12 protein-coding genes, 1 tRNA gene, 1 other RNA gene and 1 pseudogene are annotated in these 18578 nt (G+C 72.1%); 1 reads left to right on the top strand and 14 read right to left on the bottom strand.

Translation table 11 applies throughout. The features are described from left to right. Positions 1–233: 233 nt before the first annotated feature. The 4 genes from ACZ404_RS23185 to ffs all read right to left on the bottom strand — a co-directional run bounded on the left by ACZ404_RS23185 (position 234) and on the right by ffs (position 6496). Positions 234–2324: a hypothetical protein gene (locus ACZ404_RS23185; RefSeq protein ID WP_468442806.1), complete on the bottom strand. Its 2091-nt coding sequence runs from the start codon at positions 2322–2324 to the stop codon at positions 234–236. 263 nt (positions 2325–2587) lie between these two features. Beyond that, positions 2588–3838: a phosphoribosylamine--glycine ligase gene (gene purD / locus ACZ404_RS23190; RefSeq protein WP_468442808.1), complete on the bottom strand. Its 1251-nt coding sequence runs from the start codon at positions 3836–3838 to the stop codon at positions 2588–2590. Between the two features lie 112 nt (positions 3839–3950). Next, positions 3951–6353 (bottom strand): DNA polymerase III subunit gamma and tau, encoded by a 2403-nt coding sequence (locus ACZ404_RS23195; RefSeq protein ID WP_468442810.1) that lies wholly within the window; start codon positions 6351–6353, stop codon positions 3951–3953. A 48-nt stretch (positions 6354–6401) separates the two neighbouring features. Beyond that, an RNA gene (gene ffs, locus ACZ404_RS23200) (signal recognition particle sRNA small type) lies at positions 6402–6496 on the bottom strand. A 73-nt stretch (positions 6497–6569) separates the two neighbouring features. Here ffs and ACZ404_RS23205 point away from each other — a divergent pair. Continuing rightward, a tRNA-Ser gene (locus tag ACZ404_RS23205) sits at positions 6570–6657 on the top strand. A gap of 67 nt (positions 6658–6724) precedes the next feature. Here the strand turns inward: ACZ404_RS23205 and ACZ404_RS23210 are convergent. The 10 genes and pseudogenes from ACZ404_RS23210 to ACZ404_RS23255 all read right to left on the bottom strand — a co-directional run. Further along, positions 6725–7662 (bottom strand): annotated as a pseudogene (locus ACZ404_RS23210) (tyrosine-type recombinase/integrase); the annotation flags it as partial. A gap of 102 nt (positions 7663–7764) precedes the next feature. After that, complete coding sequence (locus ACZ404_RS23215) at positions 7765–8862, bottom strand: cellulase family glycosylhydrolase (protein ID WP_468442812.1); 1098 nt, start codon at positions 8860–8862, stop codon at positions 7765–7767. A 49-nt stretch (positions 8863–8911) separates the two neighbouring features. Beyond that, a complete protein-coding gene (locus ACZ404_RS23220; protein ID WP_468442814.1) occupies positions 8912–10372 on the bottom strand; it encodes a tyrosine-protein kinase domain-containing protein in 1461 nt (486 codons plus the stop codon). 50 nt (positions 10373–10422) lie between these two features. Then, entirely contained in the window at positions 10423–11652 is a 1230-nt protein-coding gene (locus ACZ404_RS23225) for a hypothetical protein (RefSeq protein ID WP_468442816.1), read from the bottom strand. Positions 11653–12353: 701 nt separating this feature from the next. Further along, on the bottom strand, positions 12354–13757 hold the full coding sequence (locus ACZ404_RS23230) for a sensor histidine kinase (RefSeq protein ID WP_468442818.1): 1404 nt from the start codon (positions 13755–13757) through the stop codon (positions 12354–12356). Continuing rightward, positions 13754–14479, bottom strand: a complete 726-nt coding sequence (locus ACZ404_RS23235; RefSeq protein ID WP_468442820.1) for a response regulator transcription factor — start codon at positions 14477–14479, stop codon at positions 13754–13756. Before ACZ404_RS23235 ends, ACZ404_RS23230 begins: the two co-directional genes overlap by 4 nt. Before the next feature lie 175 nt (positions 14480–14654). Next, positions 14655–15290: a hypothetical protein gene (locus tag ACZ404_RS23240; protein ID WP_468442822.1), complete on the bottom strand. Its 636-nt coding sequence runs from the start codon at positions 15288–15290 to the stop codon at positions 14655–14657. A 35-nt stretch (positions 15291–15325) separates the two neighbouring features. After that, positions 15326–15739: a PepSY domain-containing protein gene (locus tag ACZ404_RS23245; protein WP_468442824.1), complete on the bottom strand. Its 414-nt coding sequence runs from the start codon at positions 15737–15739 to the stop codon at positions 15326–15328. A gap of 326 nt (positions 15740–16065) precedes the next feature. Next, entirely contained in the window at positions 16066–16731 is a 666-nt protein-coding gene (locus tag ACZ404_RS23250; RefSeq protein ID WP_468442826.1) for a poly-gamma-glutamate hydrolase family protein, read from the bottom strand. A 57-nt stretch (positions 16732–16788) separates the two neighbouring features. Continuing rightward, the gene (locus ACZ404_RS23255) at positions 16789–18540 is read right to left on the bottom strand and encodes a copper resistance CopC/CopD family protein (protein WP_468443189.1); all 1752 of its coding nucleotides are present in this window, start codon (positions 18538–18540) and stop codon (positions 16789–16791) included. Positions 18541–18578: the final 38 nt, after the last annotated feature.

Genomic DNA, 18578 nt, shown 5'->3' on the forward strand with positions numbered 1-18578 from the left:
TGCTGTGCGGCTGATCGGCGGTGCTCGGTGGTGCTCTACGGCAGTGCTTGGCGGCGGTGCTTGGGCGCGCTGTCGTATGTCGTATGCGCTTGCCATGTGCGCGGTCGGTCCCAGCACATCACATTACGCACGGGGGCGGTCACTATTCGTTGCGAATTGACCTGAAGTGGAAGACGGAGCTCCGGTATGACGGGGGCGTGGTACGCGCCTGCGGGGGTCTCGGGCGAGCGGCGTCAGACGAGCCGGACCGGCTTCTCCGGGCGTATGCCCGATGCGGCCAGCCAGTCGCGCAGCGGGCCCGGGTCTCCCTCCTCGATCAGGGTGAGGACCTTCGGCGCGAGGTCGGCGGCTCTCTCCCCGCCCACCAGCAGGGCGGGACCGTCGAGCCAGTCGAGGGCCGGAGCCGCGCCCGCCGTGTCTATGGCCGCGCAGCACACCATCGCCGTGACGTGGTCGGCGAGGACCTCACGGGCCGTGCGCGGGGGCTGGAGCGGGACCAGCGGCAACGCGCCGTCGTCCCACAGCGCACTGTCCAGAACCTGCCCGCCGGCACTCGCCCCTCCCGGCGCCCCGCCCTCCTCCCGGGCCAGCGCGGCGGTGAGCCCGGCGGCGAGAGCGGCACTGCGCTCGGTACCGGGGGCGGCGTCCTCGTCGGCGTCCTCGTCGGGGTAGGTGGCGGCGGAGGGCTGGGCGTCGTAGTCGTCCGGGGCTGCCGGGGCGTCGACCGGGGTGGGTGGGGCGTCGACCGTGCCTGCTTGGGCCGCTGCGTGCTCTCGGGAGTCACGGTCGGCCCGGGCTCCTGGGGCGGGCGCCTGCTCGCCGTCGGCATCCGTGGCCGTGACAGGCGCGGCGGGATCGTCCACGCCCCTCGTCCCCGCACCGGAGGCGACAGCCCCACCGGCGGCACTCCCCGCCGCCCCCGTCCGGCCGGAAGGTGGCTGCTCGGTCAGGTGGTCGAGGACTCGGGAGAGGGTGGGGCCGCCGGGGCCGGGGGCGCCCGGGTCGAGGGTGGGGCGGACGCCGAGGGAGTCCAGGACGCGGTGCAGGCGGGCCGCGTCGGCGCGCCAGGTGCGGTCCACGACCTCCTCCGGGTACGCCTGCCAGTCCACCGGCGTCCAGTCCCGTCCGCACTCCGCCGGGCCGCCGTGGAAGAGGCGGGCGGCGAGCAGGGACGCCGCCTCGTCGACCGCGCCGGGCTCCTCCAGCAGATCGCAGGCGGGCCGCTCACCGAGCCGGGACGCGAAGCCCTCCGCCAGGCGGTCGCGCCGGGACAACTCGGTGAGTGCCGCCACGACGCCCGCGTCCAGCCGGGAGGGCCAGCGGCCCATGCGCCAGGCGGGCAGCGCGACCCTGGTGAGCAGCCGGTCCCAGCCCGCATAGGCGAGGCCGACCTGCTCCTGGGCGACGATCCGCAGCCCGTAGTCCACGGCCTGCGCGCGCTCGGCGGCCGCCGCCGCGACCCCCCGCTCCATCAGCGCCGCGTGCTCTCGGCAGCCGCGCAGCAGCAGCCGGGCGACCCAGCCGAGCACCGCGCACACGCCCCGGGTCAGCGGACAGCGGCCCGGGGTCGAGGCGACGGCCACGGCCGCGTCCAGGCCCCGCACGAAGCGCCGGGCGGCGGCTATGTCCGGGTGCGCCGAGGGCCCCGTACCGGCGACGACCGGGGCGAGGACCGCCCGCAGCTCGCCGACGCGCATCCACCACAGGAACGGGGAGCCGATGACCAGGACGGGAGCCGTCATGGCCCGCCGGTGCCCGCCGATGCCGAGCCCCGGGCCGCCTCCGGATGCGGGCCCGGCCGCGGACCGCGAGCCGGCGCCGGACCCGGATGCGTGGCCGAGGGCCTCGGACACCTGCTCGACGCCGGTCCCCTCCCGCTCCGGCTCCCGCTCCGTCCCACGAGGCGGGCCGTGAGCCGGATGGGTGCGGTCCTCCAGCCAGCTGTCGCAGTCCGGGGTGAGCGCTATGGCCGAGGGCACCGGCACGTCGAGCCGGTCGGCCAGATCACGCACCAGCCGGTACAGGTCCGGGGCGGAGGCCTCCGGGATCGGGACCGTGGGGCTCACGGCGGGACGGGCGCGGGCCACGACCAGGGCGACGCCGGCGGCGGCCAGCAGGACCAGCACGGCCGGTACGCCCACGGCCCAGCGGGCGGCGTCCCAGCCCGGACCGGTGAGACGGCCGGTGGAGCCGCCGGTCAGCAGGATCACCTCGGCGGCGGCGGGCAGCAGGGCCACACCCAGCGCCCGGCCCCGGACGCGCAGCACGGCCAGGGCCCGCGAGCGCGCCGCCTGCGCACCCAGCTCCACCCCGATTCCGGTCATGAGCGGACCTCACCCCCTCCCTGCCGATCCCCCGCTGTCCTGGCGTTGCTCACTCCCCCACTGTGGCACCCGCCACTGACATCGCAATGCCGGTGGGCCAAGTGCCGGAACGCTTGCGCCGCACCCTAGTTGGGGCCTCGGGCCCCGTCAGCCGGATGGGGGATTGCTCACTCGATGGAATGGCTTTGGTCAGAGCTGGGCGACAGACAGCAATGATCAGGCCCCGGATTTGCGTCCGGGGCCTGGGCGGAGTGAGGGGCAGGTCAGGCGCCTGCGGCCCGCGCCGCGATGTCCGTGCGGTGCTGCGAGCCCTCGAGGCCGATACGGCCCACCGCCCGGTACGCCCGCTCGCGCGCCTCGGCGAGGTCCTTGCCGGTCGCGGTGACGGACAGCACGCGCCCGCCCGCGCTGACGACGGCGTCCCCGTCCCGCTTCGTCCCGGCGTGCAGGACGTAGGCGTGCGGGGCGTCCTCGGCGGCCACCTCGTCCAGACCGGTGATCGGGTCGCCGGTGCGCGGGGTGCCGGGGTAGTTGTGCGAGGCGACGACGACGGTGACGGCCGCGTCCTCGCTCCAGCGCAGCGGCTCGAGGTCGGCGAGGGTGCCGCTTGCCGCGGCCAGCAGGAGACCGCCGAGCGGGGTCTTCAGGCGGGCCAGCACCACCTGGGTCTCGGGGTCGCCGAAGCGGGCGTTGAACTCGATGACGCGCACGCCGCGCGAGGTGATCGCGAGACCGGCGTAGAGCAGCCCGGAGAAGGGCGTGCCCCGGCGGCGCATCTCGTCCACGGTCGGCTGCAGCACCGTCCGCAGCACCTCGTCGACGAGGTGGGGATCGGCCCACGGCAGCGGCGTGTACGCGCCCATGCCGCCCGTGTTCGGCCCCTCGTCGCCGTCCAGGGCGCGCTTGAAGTCCTGGGCGGGCTGGAGCGGTACGACGGTCTGCCCGTCGGTGACGGCGAAGAGGGAGACCTCGGGGCCGTCGAGGAACTCCTCGATGACGACTCGTTCGCAGGCGGCCGCGTGCTCCTTGGCGGCGTCGAGGTCGGAGGTGACCACGACGCCCTTGCCGGCGGCGAGGCCGTCGTCCTTGACGACGTAGGGGGCGCCGAACGCGTCGAGGGCCTCGGCCACCTCGTCCGCCGTCGTGCAGACGTACGACCGCGCGGTCGGTACCCCGGCCGCCGCCATGACGTCCTTGGCGAAGGCCTTGGACCCTTCGAGCTGCGCCGCCTCCTGGGAAGGGCCGAACACCGGGATGCCCGCCTCGCGCACGGCGTCGGCCACACCGGCGACCAGCGGGGCCTCCGGGCCGACGACGACGAGGTCGGCACCGAGGTCGCCGGCCAGCGCGGCCACGGCCTTGCCGTCGAGCGCGTCGACCTGGTGCAGCTCGGCGACCTCGGCGATGCCGGCGTTGCCGGGTGCGCAGTACAGCGCGGTGACGTCGGGGTCGAGGGACAGGGAGCGGCACAGGGCGTGTTCGCGGGCGCCGCTGCCGATGACGAGGACCTTCACGGGGCTCAGCCTACTGGCAAGGTCGCCGAAGCCCGGGGGCCGGGCTTCCTGTGTATTCCTACAAGGCGCGGGGCACGCGGGTGTGCCGTTCCGAGGCGCCCGCCCGCGGCGCCTACTCGTTCGAGAACTCCTCGACCACCGTCGCGCCCAGCTCCCGCACGATCAGCTCGTGTCCCGACAGGGCCGACTCGTCGAGGTCGGGGTCGTCGTCCTCGGGGATGTCGTCCTCGGGGGCCACCGGCGCCGGCTCGGGCGCGGGGGCCGGTTGCCGAGAAGGTGTGGCCGGGGCCGGGGCGCCGCCGTGGGGTGCGCTGGGCGCGGGCGCGGTCGGCTGCGACGCTGCCGTTGCCGGGCGGGGAGCGGCGGGGGCGCCGTATCCGCCACCGGCCGGTGCGCCGCCGTAGCCGCCGCCGCCCGAACCGCTGTAGCCCGTTGCGCCGCCTCCGCCGTAGCCCGGCGAGCCGCCGGTGGGCGGGGGCGCGGAACCGCCCGAGGGATCGACGATCGCCTCGATCTTCCACTGCACGTTGAACTGCTCGGCCAGCGCCTGGCGCAGTACGTCCTCGCTGCCGCTGCTCGCGAAGTTGTCCCGGGCGCCGGCGTTGACGAAGCCGATCTGGAGCGTGGTGCCGTCGAAGCCGGCCACCTGGGCGTTCTGGCTGAGCAGGATCCAGGTGAAGCGGCGACGGTTCTTCACGGCCTCCAGGATGTTCGGCCAGAGCATGCGCGGGTCGAGACCGCCGGCCGGCGGCGCGTACGCGTCGGGCGCCGGCGGCGGGGCGGCCGGGGCGGCGGGACGTGACCCGGCGGGTCCACCCGGGCCGGCGGATCCACCGGGACCGGCCGGACTCCCCGCACCGGCCGGACTGCCCGCGCCGGACGCCGGAGCCGGCCGGCCACTGCCACCGGCGGGCGCGGCCGTGGGCCAGCCACCGGGCCGCCGGCCGCCCCCCGCGGGAGCGGCGGTGGGCCAGGCACCGGGGGCCTGCCCGGCACCGGTCGCCGGAGCGGAGGCGGCGGCAGGGGCGGGAGCTGACGCGGGAGCCTCACCGGCCGCCGGAGCCGCGGCGGCCGCAGGCGCCGACGCAGGCACGGGCGCGGGCGGAGAAGCACCAGCCCCAGCGGGGCCAGGACTGCTCGGCGCACTCGGTCCACTCGGCGCACTCGGTCCGCTCGGAGCCCCCTGCCCCCGCACGGCCGCCCGAGCCGCCGCGGCGCCGCCGCCCGGCGGAAGGGAGGCAGCCCCGGCGCCGCCGCCCGGCGGAACCGGCGCACCGCCGCCCTGGCCGGGGGCCCCGTGAGCCTCGGGCCCGGGCACGTACCCCATGGCGGGCGCGCCACCACCGCCCGTGAAGCTGATGCCGCGCTCCAGCCGGTCGAGGCGGGCCATGACGGAGCGCTCGTCGCCGTAGGCGGCGGGGAGCAGCACGCGCGCGCAGATGAGCTCGAGCTGAAGACGGGGCGAGGTGGCGCCGCGCATCTCCGTGAGGCCCTCGTTGACGAGGTCGGCGGCGCGGCTCAGTTCGGCGGCGCCGAAGGTGGAGGCCTGGGCCTGCATGCGCTCCAGGACGTCGGCCGGGGCGTCGAGGAGGCCCTTGTCCACCGCGTCGGGCACGGCGGCGAGGATCACCAGGTCCCGCAGCCGCTCCAGCAGGTCGGCGACGAAGCGGCGGGGATCGTTGCCCCCCTCGATGACGCGGTCGACGACCTCGAAGGCGGCGGCCCCGTCACCGGTGGCGAAGGCCTCCACGACGGAGTCGAGGAGGGAGCCGTCGGTGTACCCGAGGAGGGAGGTGGCCATGGCATACGTCACACCCTCCTCCCGGGCACCGGCGAGGAGCTGGTCCATGACGGACATGGAGTCACGCACGGATCCGGCACCGGCGCGGACGACGAGCGGGAGCACGCCCTCCTCGACCGGGATGTTCTCCCGCCCGCACACCTCGGCGAGGTAGTCCCGGAGCGTGCCGGGCGGCACGAGCCGGAAGGGGTAGTGGTGGGTCCTCGACCGAATGGTTCCGATGACCTTCTCGGGCTCGGTCGTGGCGAAGATGAACTTGAGGTGCTCCGGCGGCTCCTCGACGACCTTCAGCAGCGCGTTGAAGCCGGCCGACGTGACCATGTGGGCCTCGTCGATGATGTAGATCTTGTACCGGCTGCTCGCGGGCCCGAAGAAAGCCTTTTCGCGCAGCTCACGGGCGTCGTCCACGCCACCGTGGGAGGCGGCGTCGATCTCGATGACGTCGATGGAGCCCGGGCCGTTCCTGGCCAGGTCCTGGCAGGACTGGCACTCGCCGCAGGGCGTCGGCGTGGGACCCTGCTCACAGTTCAGACAGCGGGCCAGGATGCGCGCGCTGGTCGTCTTGCCACACCCGCGCGGTCCGCTGAACAGGTACGCGTGATTGACCCGGTTGTTCCGCAGCGCCTGCTGCAGCGGGTCGGTGACATGCTCCTGCCCGATGACCTCGGCAAAGGTCTCCGGGCGATAGCGGCGGTACAGCGCGAGAGACGACACGCATACGAGGTTATAGGCGCCCACTGACAACCCGGCCCGCCCGCAAACACAAGGGCCCCCCACGCACCCGCCAGAGCCGACCTACCCTTGCTGCCTTCCGGCCCTGGGGGAGTTCAGTCAGATAGCGCCGCGTGAGGGGCTGCGCACAGAGTACCCGATGCGTGCCTGCCTGAACGAGTTCGCGAGCACTCCCCTCGGTCATGTAATGTTTCCGGCGGAGGATTCGCCTAGAGGCCTAGGGCGCACGCTTGGAAAGCGTGTTGGGGGCAACCCCTCACGAGTTCGAATCTCGTATCCTCCGCCAGTGCCTCACCGGGCACGATGTCGAAGGGCCCCACCGCTTGCGGTGGGGCCCTTCGACGTTGTCCGTCTCAGTTTCCGTCTCGGTTGGCTTTTTCCTCGGAGCCGGGCGGCGTCCAGAGCGCGTCACCGACCTGCTGGGCGACCTTGCGGAGCATGACCCCCGTCACGTGCATGTACATCGCCCGCATGCGAGCCGCTCCCCCGGGCTCCCAGCCCATGATCGAGTCGATCACGACCGGCGGTGTGCCGAGCGTCGTGCAGGCGGCCGTCCCGGACACCAGCGTCTCGAAGCAGGCGCTTCCAGACGTGGAAGTCGGTGTTCGGACTCAGCTGCCCGCCGGTCGGCGAGGCGAAGACGTATCCCTTGCCTTCCCAGTCGGCGCCGACCGCGATCTGCTCCCGCTCCTGAGCTTCCTGGTGCTGTCGCAAAATCTTGATCAGCGGGTCGGGCAGGCCGATGGTGCGCCGTCCGGCCCGGGACTTGGTGGACTTGTGCTCACGCCGTGTCTGCTCCCGCTTGGGGCAGTAGCCCGCCTTTCGGCCGCACAGGTCGGCACCGCAGCCGTGCGCACCCAGTGCAACCCGAGCGCTTCACGTTGCCGCAGCCCGAGAGCGGGGGCGACGACCCACCGCACGCTGTTGCGGAGCTTGGCTGCTTCGACGAGCAGGCTCTGAACCTCTTCGAGCCGCGGGGCCTTGGCGATCTCCGCCGCGTTCGTCGGGACGTGTCCGCGCCGCACCGCCTCACCGAGGGCGACCCGGATCGTCCGGTGGACGTGATGGGCGGTGCCGGCGGAGCTCCCGGAGTCCTGCCTCTTCCGGTAGAAGCGCTCCAAGTGCTCGGGCTCCAGGCGGTCGAGCTGTGGGCACCGAGGCCGGGCACCAGGTGCACGCGTACGTCGACCTCGTACCCGTCGTACGTGTTCTCGGAGACGTACGGCTTGGCGATGTTCTCGACCCAGTGCTCCAGCCAGGCCTGGAGCGTCCAGCTCTGCCCCGGCTTCCGTCACCCGGCCTGCTCGGTTGGGATCGCAACCCCGAGCTACCAGGAGGCCCAGAACCGTGTTCGACTGATCAAGCCCGCCCAGCGGTGCGCGGATGGCGTCTTTTAGCGCATCGCCTTCATGATGGCGTCATAGGCGAGCTTGTGGGTTCCGTCGGCGCGGATGATCCCGAAGGAGTCGTCACCCCTGTCCTGCAGGAGGTAGTACAAGATCACCGCCGGTGCCCCCTTCTTCAGCGAGGCGATGACCCGTGGCATGTAGATGCGCTGATCCATCTCGGAGTTGCAGCCCCGGCAGGTCGGAAGGCCGATTTCCCCGATGCTGACCGGCATGTTGTAGCGCGCCTGCAAAGTGGCGATGCGGGAACCGAGCTTGTCGATCTCAACGCTATTCGTGTCCGGGTAGACGTCGACGGTCACCATGTCCAGCACCGGTGCCAGAACGTCGAAGTAGCGGAACCAGTCGGCTTGTTCCGCGTCGTTCATGGGGTAGCCGCTGGCGTTGGTGGTGACCTTGATGTGCGGGTTGGCCCGGTGGATCACGGCGCCCGCGGTCTCGATGAGCACTTTCAGCTGGTCCAGGTAGGAGGAGGACAGCCCATTCACACCCAACGGCTTGAACTGGCGGAAGTCGCTGCCGTCGGCCTCGTTGAACACCTGCCAGACGTTTACGTCGTCCCGGTAGCGCTGAGCCAGGAAGGTCCAGTAGTCCCTCGACACCTTCACGTAGTCCGCGAAAGAGAAGTTCTGCGCCCAGTCGGGGGCGCCGCTGGTCACCAGAAAAACGTGCAGGCCCTTACTACGGGCGTATGACAGGGCCTGGTCGTAGGCGGCCAGCCCCTGATCGGACCACGTGATTTTGTCGACGCTCCCCCCGTTGGAGACCACCCAGCTGGCGATCCCGATGCGGAGCCAGGTCTGGCCGTTCGCAACCAGGTCGTCCACATTGGCCTTGAACCGTCCGACATCACTGATCGAGTGGCTGTCCCGGAGGCCGGCGTTGAAGCCGAATTCCGTTGCCCTGTTCGGCGAGGGAGATTCCGTTGGCCTGCCCGGCGAGGGAGATTCCGTTGGTCTGCCCGGCGAGTAAGCCGGAGGCCTCGCCTCGGCGCCGCGGAGGACGTGGACCGCGACCACGGCGGTGAGGACCACCAGGACGAGCCCGCTCCCCAGGAGGGCACATGTGCGGATCAACGCGGCCACGGGGCGCCCTTTGTCTTTGCTGTCGCTTTCCTGAACCCTCAAGGTCCCCTCACGTCCCTGGACGACTCTGTCCGAGAAGGGGGCGACCTCGCTGCGCGTCGCCGCCCTCCACGCCGTCGCCGAAACCAGTCTCCTGGCGCGCGGCGGGCAGGGCCCGGGCCGGCTCGGCGGCGGCGCTCCCGTCGGCCCCGGCGCCGTGCGGGCCTCGGCCCGGGGGCGTGAAGGTCGTGACGACGCCGAGGATCCGGGCGCGGGCACGGTCCAAGAGCTCCCGGCTGCGGGTGATCTGCGGCGAGGTGGTCGCCCCCCAGCGCGTGCACAGCAGTACTCCGCCGGCGAGCCCCGCCAGATTGGCGGTGTCGGCGAACCGCAACAGTGCTGGGGAGTCGAGGACGACGACCTCGTACTGGTTCACCAGCTCGGCGAGCAACTCGGCCATGACCGGCCCGGACAGCAGCTGGGTGGGGTTGGGCGGCGGAGTACCCGCGCCCAGGACGGCAAAGTGGCCGTCAGCGCTCTGCAGTGCCTGCTCGACCGGCATCTGGCCGGCGAGGACCTGGGCCAGTCCACGGTCCTCGGCCAGCCGGAGGAGGGGGGCCACACCGGGTGAGCGCAGGTTGGCGTCCACGACAAGCACCCGGCGTCCGGACTCGGCGAGGGCGTGGGCCACGCTGAGCGCGGTGGTCGTCGTCCCCTCCCCCAGGTTGGGGCTGGTGACCAGCAGCGCGCCGGGGGAGGCGTCGACCATCACGAAGCGCAGGTTGCTGGCCACCACCTGCACCGCCTCGGCGAACCGGGAATGCGCCAGCGGACCGAGTGGACGGCGCGCCGCTTCTGCGTCCTTCGGGATCAGGCCCAGCACGGGGGCCCCCGCAGCCGTGGCCGCGGCCACATCATTGTGCACTCGCTTGTCGAGGCGGTCCCGCATCACCGCGAGGATCATGGCCACCACCAGGCCGACCAGTGCACCGATCTCCAAGGAGAGTGGCAGATTGGGCGAGGACGGGACGGTAGGGAGCGTAGGAGTCTCGGTGACGGTGATCCTGACCGGGGCACGGCTCTTGGAAGTGACCCCCTCCACCTGCCGCAGCAGTGCGTTGAACTGCCGGTCGATACCCTGGGCGATGCGCAGCGCCCGATGGGGGGACGCGTCCGTGACCGTGACGTTGATGATCGGGGTGCTCGCCACCACCAAGGGGGCGATCTCCTTCGAAACCTGCTGCGGGGTCAGGTCCAGGCCCAGCGAGTGGGTCAGCCGCGCGGCGAACTCCTGCGAGGTCAGCAGTTCCACGTAAGCCGTGGTCCGGGCCAGCGACAACGTGTTGCCGGCCGCGGCTGTGGTGACGTCGGCGGCCGCTCCGCTGCTGCTGATGAACAGCTGGGTGGTGGCCGTGTACTGAGGAGGGCTTGCCTTGGCCACCCCTGCCCCGACCCCGGCGCCGAGCAGCAGCCCCACAAGCAGGACGATCCAGTTCCGGACGAAGCTGCGCATGTAGTCGATCAAAGTCACGGTTCCCTCTCACATCCCACAGCGACGCTCTCGGTCGCCACCGGCATCGATCAATCCCACGCCAGGGCCTTTAATCGGCGCTCGCCGCGCGCTCGCTGCGACGGGTGAGTCCTCCCTGTGGGCCGGCGGCTCTGGGGCGGACAGCGGACGGTGTCCGCCCGCCCAGAGCCGCCCGGCCGGGATGGTCGGAGGAAGGGCGATCCCGGCCATCCCAACGCCGCTGTGATCACCAGCGGTAGAACCGGCGACAGGTGCTTGAGATAGGAGCCGTAATCAGGCTCGAAGTAGCTTTGCGTGGTCAGGAACGCGATCGCCAGCATCGCGCAACGGATCGCTCGGTCGTCAGGGGGCGCGTCTGCATGGCGGCAGAGCAGGCGGTCCCGCGGGCCGAGGACGGCGATGCCAAAGCACAGCCAGATGCACGCGATGAGCACCAGGCAGACCAGGTAGACCGGGGAGGCTTGGGCAGCCAGGGGCGTCGGCACCACGAGCTGCGCGAGCGTGACAAGATTCTCTGCGCTGTCCGCCACGGGCCCGGAGCCGAGAGACACCGGGGGGACCGCGGTGACCGCGTCCGCCGAGCCGGATCTGCCGAGGTTGACCGTGGTCCGCACGGACTGCAGGGGCGCACCGAGCACCAGCGGGGCCACGGTCGTGGCTGCCACCGTGAAGACCACCACCGTGAGCAGCACCAAGCGCCGGTCGGTGCGCCATCTCATCAGCAGCCGAAGTACCAGCCAAAGCCCAAGGACGAGGAACCAGTACTGCCGGAGGAACACGGCGTAGAGCAAGCCGGCGCCCACGACCAGCAGGTCGCCGCGCCAGCCGGCCGGAGCGAGCAGGACGACGAGCGTGACCGGCAGCACCCATACGTCCTTGGAAAACTGGCTGAGGTAGACACTGGCCAATCCGACGTAGATCACTACGAGGAAGACAGCGCCGAGGGTGAGCCGTCCGCGGGCACGTCGCAGTGACGCCCACAGTCCCAGCATCGCCAGGACCAGGCCGAACGCACCGGCAGCGAACGCGGAGCGGGCCATTCCCAGTGCCTTGTAGAGTCGGCCCACGTAAAGGAAGCTGGTGTCGTCCAGCGGCGCGTACTGCCCTGTCGCGATGCTCTGCAGGGTCATACTGTCGTAGAAGTACTTGGGCAGGAGCAGCTGGTGCGCGAGAAGCGCGAGCGGCACCATCGCCAGGCAGCCCAGCGCGCAGAGGTCCGTCAGGCGCCCGTCCGAGTGCGTGGGAAGTGAGTCGCGCAGGTCACGCAGCTTCAGCAGCACAGAATTCGTCATCCGTGCTCACCACGCTCCCCGAGTACCCCGGGCGCGCCTCCATGCCGCTTCCGCGCTGGCGCGCAGCCATCCATTCCACGCGGAGGAGGGCGCGAGGCTGCCGGCTCGGACATGGGCACAATGACCATCACCACCTCGTTGTAACAGGCGGAGTGCCCGACCAGGTCGCAGGTCACGAGTGGCTTGCGGAGAAATCACCCGTAGAGCTCGTAACAGGATCTCGTTGAAGTGCCCTGGCCGGACGTAACTGTTGTGACGATCCGACGGTTCGACAGGGTGTGACGACTCAGCCGTGGGTCGTGGACGACGAATGTGGGTGCTGATCGAGCCGCTGCTGCCACCGTGGCCAGAGCGGTCACCTGCGCCGAAACCGGTGGCGCACCGGCCCAGCGGTAAGCGGATGGCGTCTCACCGGCAGCCTGGCCCAGCTTGCGGAGGAACTTGGCTCGGTCGAGTCCGCTCATCCCGAGAAAGATTCGGAGCCTCGTATCCTCCGCCAGTGCCTCACCGGGCACGATGTCGAAGGGCCCCACCGTTCGCGGTGGGGCCCTTCGACGTTGTCCGTCTCAGTTTCCGTCTCCGTTGGCTTTTTCCTCGGAGCCGGGAGGCGTCCAGAGCGCTTCGCCGACCTGCTGGGCGACTTTGCGGAGCATGATCCCCGTCGGGAACGAAAACCCATCGCGGCGCGATCAAGGCACTCTCACCGAAGCCGGTCTCGGTCGGGGGCGGCCGTTCGAGTCGCGCGAGACGTCTGCCACTGAGCGCAGCCGCACGGTGGCGTCCAGTCCGGCACCCGGAGCGATGTGCAGGGTGATGTCGCCGCCAGAGGCTTGGACAAGGTGGCGGACGATGGGCAGCCCAAGGCCGGTTCCGTCGTGGTGAGAGTCAGAGGCTCGCCAGAAGCGGTCGAAGGCGCGGGCTCGGTCGGTCTCGGTCATGCCGGGGCCTTGGTCGATGATGTGGAGTTCGGCGCCGGGCGTGCGGTGCAGCGTGATGGTGGTGCCGGGCGGGGAGACGCGCAGGGCGTTGGCGACCAGGTTGTCGATGACCTGCTCCAGGGCTCCTGGGAGTGCCCACACCCGGCCGGCGCGGTGTCCGGTCACGGTGAGCGCCACGTACTGCTCGGCGGCCAGTGGTTCCCAGATGGCGACTCGGTCGGCGATGACGGTGTCGAGGTCCACCGGTTCCGGGGTGGTGGCGCTGTTCTCCAGGCGGGCCAGGGCGAGCAGGCCCTGCACCATGCGGTTGAGGCGTTCCACCTCGCCGATGGCCTCCTCCAGGCTGCCGTGCGCCCGGGGCGCGAGGTAGGGCTCGAAGTTCTCCAGGCGCAGGCGCAGCGCGGTCAGCGGGGTCTTGAGCTGGTGGGAGGCTTCGGAGGCGAACGCCTGCTGCGCCTTGAGGAGTTGTTGCAGGCGGGCGGCTGTGTGGGTGAAGGAGGCGGCGAGGCTGCGCAGTTCGGGCGGCCCCGTGGTGGCGTCCGGTGGGTCGGTGAGCCGGCCCTCGGCGAGCTGGGCGGTGGCGGCTTCCAGGGCGCGCAGGGGGCGGGTGATCCAGCGGGCGAGGGTGAAGGCTGCCAGCGCCACGGCGGCCAGGATGCAGGCGCCGGCCAGGGCGAGGGCGCCCCAGATCCGGTGCACCCGGGCGTTGACCTCGGCCATGGGGTAGGTCAGGCGCAGGGCACCCCTGATGGTGGTGCCGGAGGATCCGGGCATCGTGGCTGACAGCGTCTCGCTGCCGGTGGCAACCGTCGGCTGGTTGTGCAGGGCTCGGGCGATGTCCGGCTCGGCGGCGATGCTGGTGCCAGTGCGGCCGGACGGGTCGGAGTCGGCCAGAACGATGCCCTGCCGGTCGGTGACGACGACGCGGCCGCCGGTGCGCGTGGCGTAGTCGCCCACGACGTCGGGCAGGGCGTCCAGGTTGCCCTCCTCGATGTTCTCCTCGGTGACCTCGGCGAGCATCGAGGCGTCGCGTTCCACGCTCTGGGAGGCGCGTGAGATCTCGGCGCGTGCGTATATCCAGCCGAGCGGGAGCTCCAGCCCGGCCAGGACGAGGATCGCCAGACCGAGGTAGCTGAGCAGCAGGCGCCGGGTCATCCGGCCGCCCCGGGTTCCCCGTCGGTGCCGGGGACGGTGAGGCGGAAGCCGACACCGCGGGCCGTGGTGATCCAGGCCGGGTCGCCGAGCTTGCGGCGCAGCGCGGCGACGTGGGCGTCGAGGGTCTTGGTGGGGCCGAAGAAGTGGGGGTCCCACACTGTGTCCATGATCTGCTGCCGCGAGTGGACCGTTCCGGGGTCCTCGGCGAGGTGGGCGAGCAAGTCGAATTCGCGGGGCGTGAGAGGTATCTCCTGCCCGCTCAGACGAACCTGCCGAGTGCGGCGGTTGATCTCCAGGGCTCCGAGAAGCTGCGATCCGTGAGTCTCGGGTGTCGCCCGGTGGGCCGGCGCGGGATAGGTCAGTGCGCCGCTGGTGCGGCGGGCGACGGCACGGATGCGGGCCACCAGCTCCCGTACGCCGAAGGGCTTGGCGAGGTAGTCGTCGGCGCCCAGTTCCAAACCGACGATGCGGTCGGCTTCCTCTCCCCGCGCGGTGATCATGATGATCGGTACGGCGGAGCGGGCGCGCAGGCTGCGGCAGACGTCCAGGCCGTCCATGTCGGGCAGACCGAGGTCGAGCAGGACCAGGTCGGGTGAACCCTCAGTGCCGACGAGTCCGTCGGCACCGGTGCGGACATGGTCCACGGTGAAGCCGTACCGCCCGAGCCCTTCGGTGAGTGGGCCGGCGATTCGGTCGTCGTCTTCGATGAGCAGGAGCCGCATGGCGCCAGGCTCGCACAGCCGTGCCAGGGGAGTTGGAGTGTTCACGAGAAGCCGCCTGGGACCGGGGGCATGGAGGTGGGCGGAGGCGTGGGTGTCTCCGCCCGGCCGATCGGCACGGGATGTGGGATCGGCCGGGCGGCGGGAGCGAGGTCGTGACGACGCCGGCCGTGGGGAGTCAGTCGTCGGCGTGATCGTCATCCTCGCGTCCCCGCTCCTCCTCCCCGTGGTCGTCACCGCGGTCGTCACCGCGGTCGTCACCACGGTCACCGATGACGGATGGCACGGCGGTCCCGGCCGGCGCGGACGCCGTGCCGACTCCGGTACCGGACGGTTCGACGGGGAGCGTCGCGTCCGGCGGAAGGGACGGCGAGTCGGGTGGTGTGGGCGCGGAGACCTGGGCGGTGCCGCCCTGGCCCGGGGTGGAGGTGACCGTGTCGCTGACAGCAGACAGCGCCAGGCCGAAACCACCGAGGAGGGCGAGAGCGGCGAGAGTCGTCACCGCAGACCGGTGCCGTACCACCGTCCGGCGCCACCGGCCCTCGTCCCGGACCCGACCCCTCCGGCTTCCGCTCGCCCCGTTCCCCGACTCCGACTGCCACTCCGACTCCGAGACCGTGGTCTTGGTGGAGTCCACCCCGGGGGTCTCGGTGGACCAGCCATGGGCGGGGGAAGGCGTCGGGTAGTCGCAGGCCTCCTCCTCGAAGCGGTCGCCATGGCCGCCTCCGGCAGAGCCGGGGACCGAAGAGGCCGAGATCGCCGTCACCTCGGCATCCGACAGCGGCGCGTCTGCGGTGGCACGCTTGTTCGGCACCTGTGTCTCCCTTCCGGCCGGTGGACCCGCGGGTCTCAGCCGTCGTTCTCCGTCTCCTCCGTGCCTTCCTGCTTCGTGCCAGTGACCTTGAAGGACTTGTCCAGGTACACCTCGACCGTGGTGCCGTCCTTCTTCTTCACCTCCACCGCGTACATGCCGGGTTTCTCCGCGTCCTCCTCCGACTTCAGCACCGTGCCCGGGTACGCGGCGACGGCCGCTGCCTCGGCCTTCTGCTTCACATCGCCCGTCAGCGGCGGTTCCTTCTTGTCGTCGGTGTCCCCGGCGGCCTCCCCCGCCGCATCAGCACCCCCCGTGGTCTGCGCGGCCTGCTGGGTGTCCGACTTGGAACTGCCGGAGCTGTCGTCGGAACCACCACCGCAGGCGGTGAGGGCGAACATCAGCACGGCGGCAGGTGCGGCGAGGAGGGCACGACGGGGCAGGGCACGCATGAGCTGTCTCCAGACTCCGGGGATCGGTGATCCGGGAACCGGACCACCGGGGGACGAGAACGACCGTAGAAAGCCCGTGTCGAGAGCCCGTCCAGCAAACGGAGAGCAGCAGCCCAGCAGATGCCCAAAGTTTCACCACCGATGACAGCAGCCAGGCCGTCCGTCGTCGCTCGCAACGGCCATTGGCCCGTCCGAATGCCGTTCACACACGAGGAGCCCCTACCGGCGGCCCACAGGTCCCCGCAGGTCTAGCACTCACGGGCCGTCCGCTCATCGGTCCGCAGCCCGAACCCGCACCATGGCGTCGGCCCACCTCGACGGGCACATCAGCCAGGTCTTCCACGGCGTACCGCGCCCTGCCGACGCCCGCTGGCCGTCGCCGTCAGCCGCTCCACCCCGGCCGTCAGTGCCGCCACCACCGGGGGTGGGGGTGTGTCAGGGGTGCCCGGCAGCCGCTGGGGGTGCTGCGTCCGGGCCGCGAGAGGGAGTTCGAGCTGGACCCCGCCCGCCGGGGTCAGGTTGACCGGGTTGCGGGGGTGGAGGCCGCGCAGACCCGGGGGGATGTCGTCGAGGTCGGTCACGGGGGTGAAGGCGGGGGCCAGTCGGGTGAGGGCGTCGGCCAGGGTCCGGGCCGCCTCGCGGTGGGTGCCGCCGAGGAAGACGGAGTGGGTCGCCGTGGGACGCAGGTGGCCGTGGAGGGAGACCGTCAGGGTCACGTGGGAGAGGAAGGACCGCAGGGTCCGGCAGTGGGGGACCGCCATCCGGGGTGAGGGGATGTGCACCGGCGGGCCGGCCGGCTGGGTGAAGACCAGGGCCGTCGCGCCGGTGCGGGCCGCCACCTCCTGGGCCAGTTCCGCCGTGCCGCCCTCCGTGCTGCCGTGCAGGGCCAGCAGCCCGATCTCCGACCGGAGGGTCAGGGACGCCAGGTACTCCGCGCCCTCGATCGTCACCCGCTCGGTCGTCGCCGCCCCGCTCGTCTCGTCGCGCGCCATTCCGCCCTCTCCCGGGCGCCGTCGCGGCAGCGCGCCGCCGACGCGGCGCCCGTGCTGCTACCGCTCCACCCGTACCGTCCTGGAGACGGTCACCTGGTCCACGTCCGACACCCGTACCGTCGCCTTCATGGTCCACCTCCCCGCCATCGGCAGGTTGAAGGTGTTCGCCGCCCAGTAGCCGCCCCGGTCGGTGACCCTGGTGTCCAGGGGGCCGATCCGCTGGGCGGGCAGGGTGAAGGTGATGTGCAGTTCGGGGATGGCGGACAGGCCGCCGTCGGGGCCGTAGACCACCGCCTGGACGGAGTTCACGCCGACCCGGCCGGGGTCCAGGGTGATCTGTACCTTGCCGTGGCCGCCTGGGGTGCCGACGTCGAAGGGGATCGTGGTCACCGAGGCGGTCTGGATGCCGACGGGTGCCGAGCCGGTCTCGGCCGCCTCGGCCGCCTCGGCCGCCGCCCGGCCCGGCAGCGTGTTCGTCAGGAGCGTCGTCAGGACCAGGACGACGGCGCCCACCGCAACCTCCGCCAGCACCGAGCGGCGCAGGCGGTCCGGCGGAGGAGGGGTCGGGTCGGGGGTCTCGGCGGAGGGCGGCAGGGGCGGGCCGCCGACCGGTTCGGGGACGCGGTCCGGGAGCGGCACCGGGACGGGGCTCGCCAGGCGGGCCGTCCAGTGGCGGGAGCGGGACGCCGCCATGAGGAGCAGGGTCACCGCCGCCAGCTTGGCCAGCAGGGTGCGGCCGTACGTCGTGTCGGTGAGCGCCTGCCAGGATCCGAGGCCCCGCCAGGACTGGTAGACGCCGGTCACCACCAGGACCGTCACCGAGGCGGAGGCCAGGCGGGAGAAGCGGGTCACCACTGCGGCCAGGTCCCCCGAGGTGTGGCGCAGAGTCGTCAGCAGGGCGACCAGACCGCCGAGCCAGGCCGCCATCGCCAGCAGGTGGAGCGTGGCCGAGGTGATGGCCACGGGGACCTGGAGGCCCGCCGAGGCGTGCTCCGCGGCCGCCCAGGTGAGAGTGAGGGCGAGGGCAAGGGCCGCGGCTGCGGCGAGGGTGGCGGCGCGGGGGAGCCGCCGGAGCCATCGGCGCAGGTACACGGCGCAGGCGGCCGACAGGAGCAGCAGGGCCAGGCGGACCAGGAGGAGTTCGCCGGGGCGGGTCGTCGCCGTGCGGGTGAGGGAGGAGAGGGCGAAGGCCTGGGTGGGGGAGGTGCCCTCCTCGTAGGGGCCGCGCAGGATGGACAGGGCGACCGTCGAGGCGAACAGGACCCACCAGGCGGCCAGGGCCGGGGTGCGCAGATGGGCCCGGGCGGGCGGGCGGCAGTACGCCACGAACGCGGCCGTGCCGAGGAGGAGGGCGACGGACAGGTAGGCGAGGTAGCGGGCGATGTTGTAGAGGCCCGTGGTGGCCGGGTTCTCCGTACGGTCCGGAGTCACGCTGATCGTCGTCACCGAGCGCTTGCCCACCGAGAAGGTGATCGCTCCGGACACCGGGTGGCTGTCCGCCGAGACGACGCGCCAGGCCACCGTGTACGTGCCCTTGCCCAGCTTGGCCGGCAGCCGGACGCGGGCGGTGTCGGAGCGGCCGGGGGCGTGGTCGGCCTCACCGGTGCGCAGGCGGTGGTTCTTGGGGTCGTACACGCGGAAGGAGTCGGTCAGCAGGCCGACCGACTCCGTGAAGGTCAGGGTGACGTGCCGGGGGGCCGACTTCACGACGCTTCCGTCGGCCGGGTCGGTCCCGCGCAGGGCCGCGTGGGCGGAGGCGGGGGCCGCCGTGCCGAGGAGGAGCAGGAACAGCCCCGTGCAGAGGGAGATCACCCGTCGCAGCCACCGGTTCTCGTCGCGCACCTCAC

Source organism: Streptomyces sp. NPDC030798 (genome assembly GCF_055572275.1).

Excerpts from the sequence above, each read along its gene's own strand:
- ACZ404_RS23245 (WP_468442824.1), bottom strand. The coding sequence starts at position 15,739 with ATGCGTGCCCTGCCCCGTCGTGCCCTCCTCGCCGCACCTGCCGCCGTG.
- ACZ404_RS23235 (WP_468442820.1), bottom strand. The coding sequence starts at position 14,479 with ATGCGGCTCCTGCTCATCGAAGACGACGACCGAATCGCCGGCCCACTC.
- ACZ404_RS23185 (WP_468442806.1), bottom strand. The coding sequence starts at position 2,324 with ATGACCGGAATCGGGGTGGAGCTGGGTGCGCAGGCGGCGCGCTCGCGG.
- ACZ404_RS23230 (WP_468442818.1), bottom strand. The coding sequence starts at position 13,757 with ATGACCCGGCGCCTGCTGCTCAGCTACCTCGGTCTGGCGATCCTCGTC.
- ACZ404_RS23250 (WP_468442826.1), bottom strand. The coding sequence starts at position 16,731 with ATGGCGCGCGACGAGACGAGCGGGGCGGCGACGACCGAGCGGGTGACG.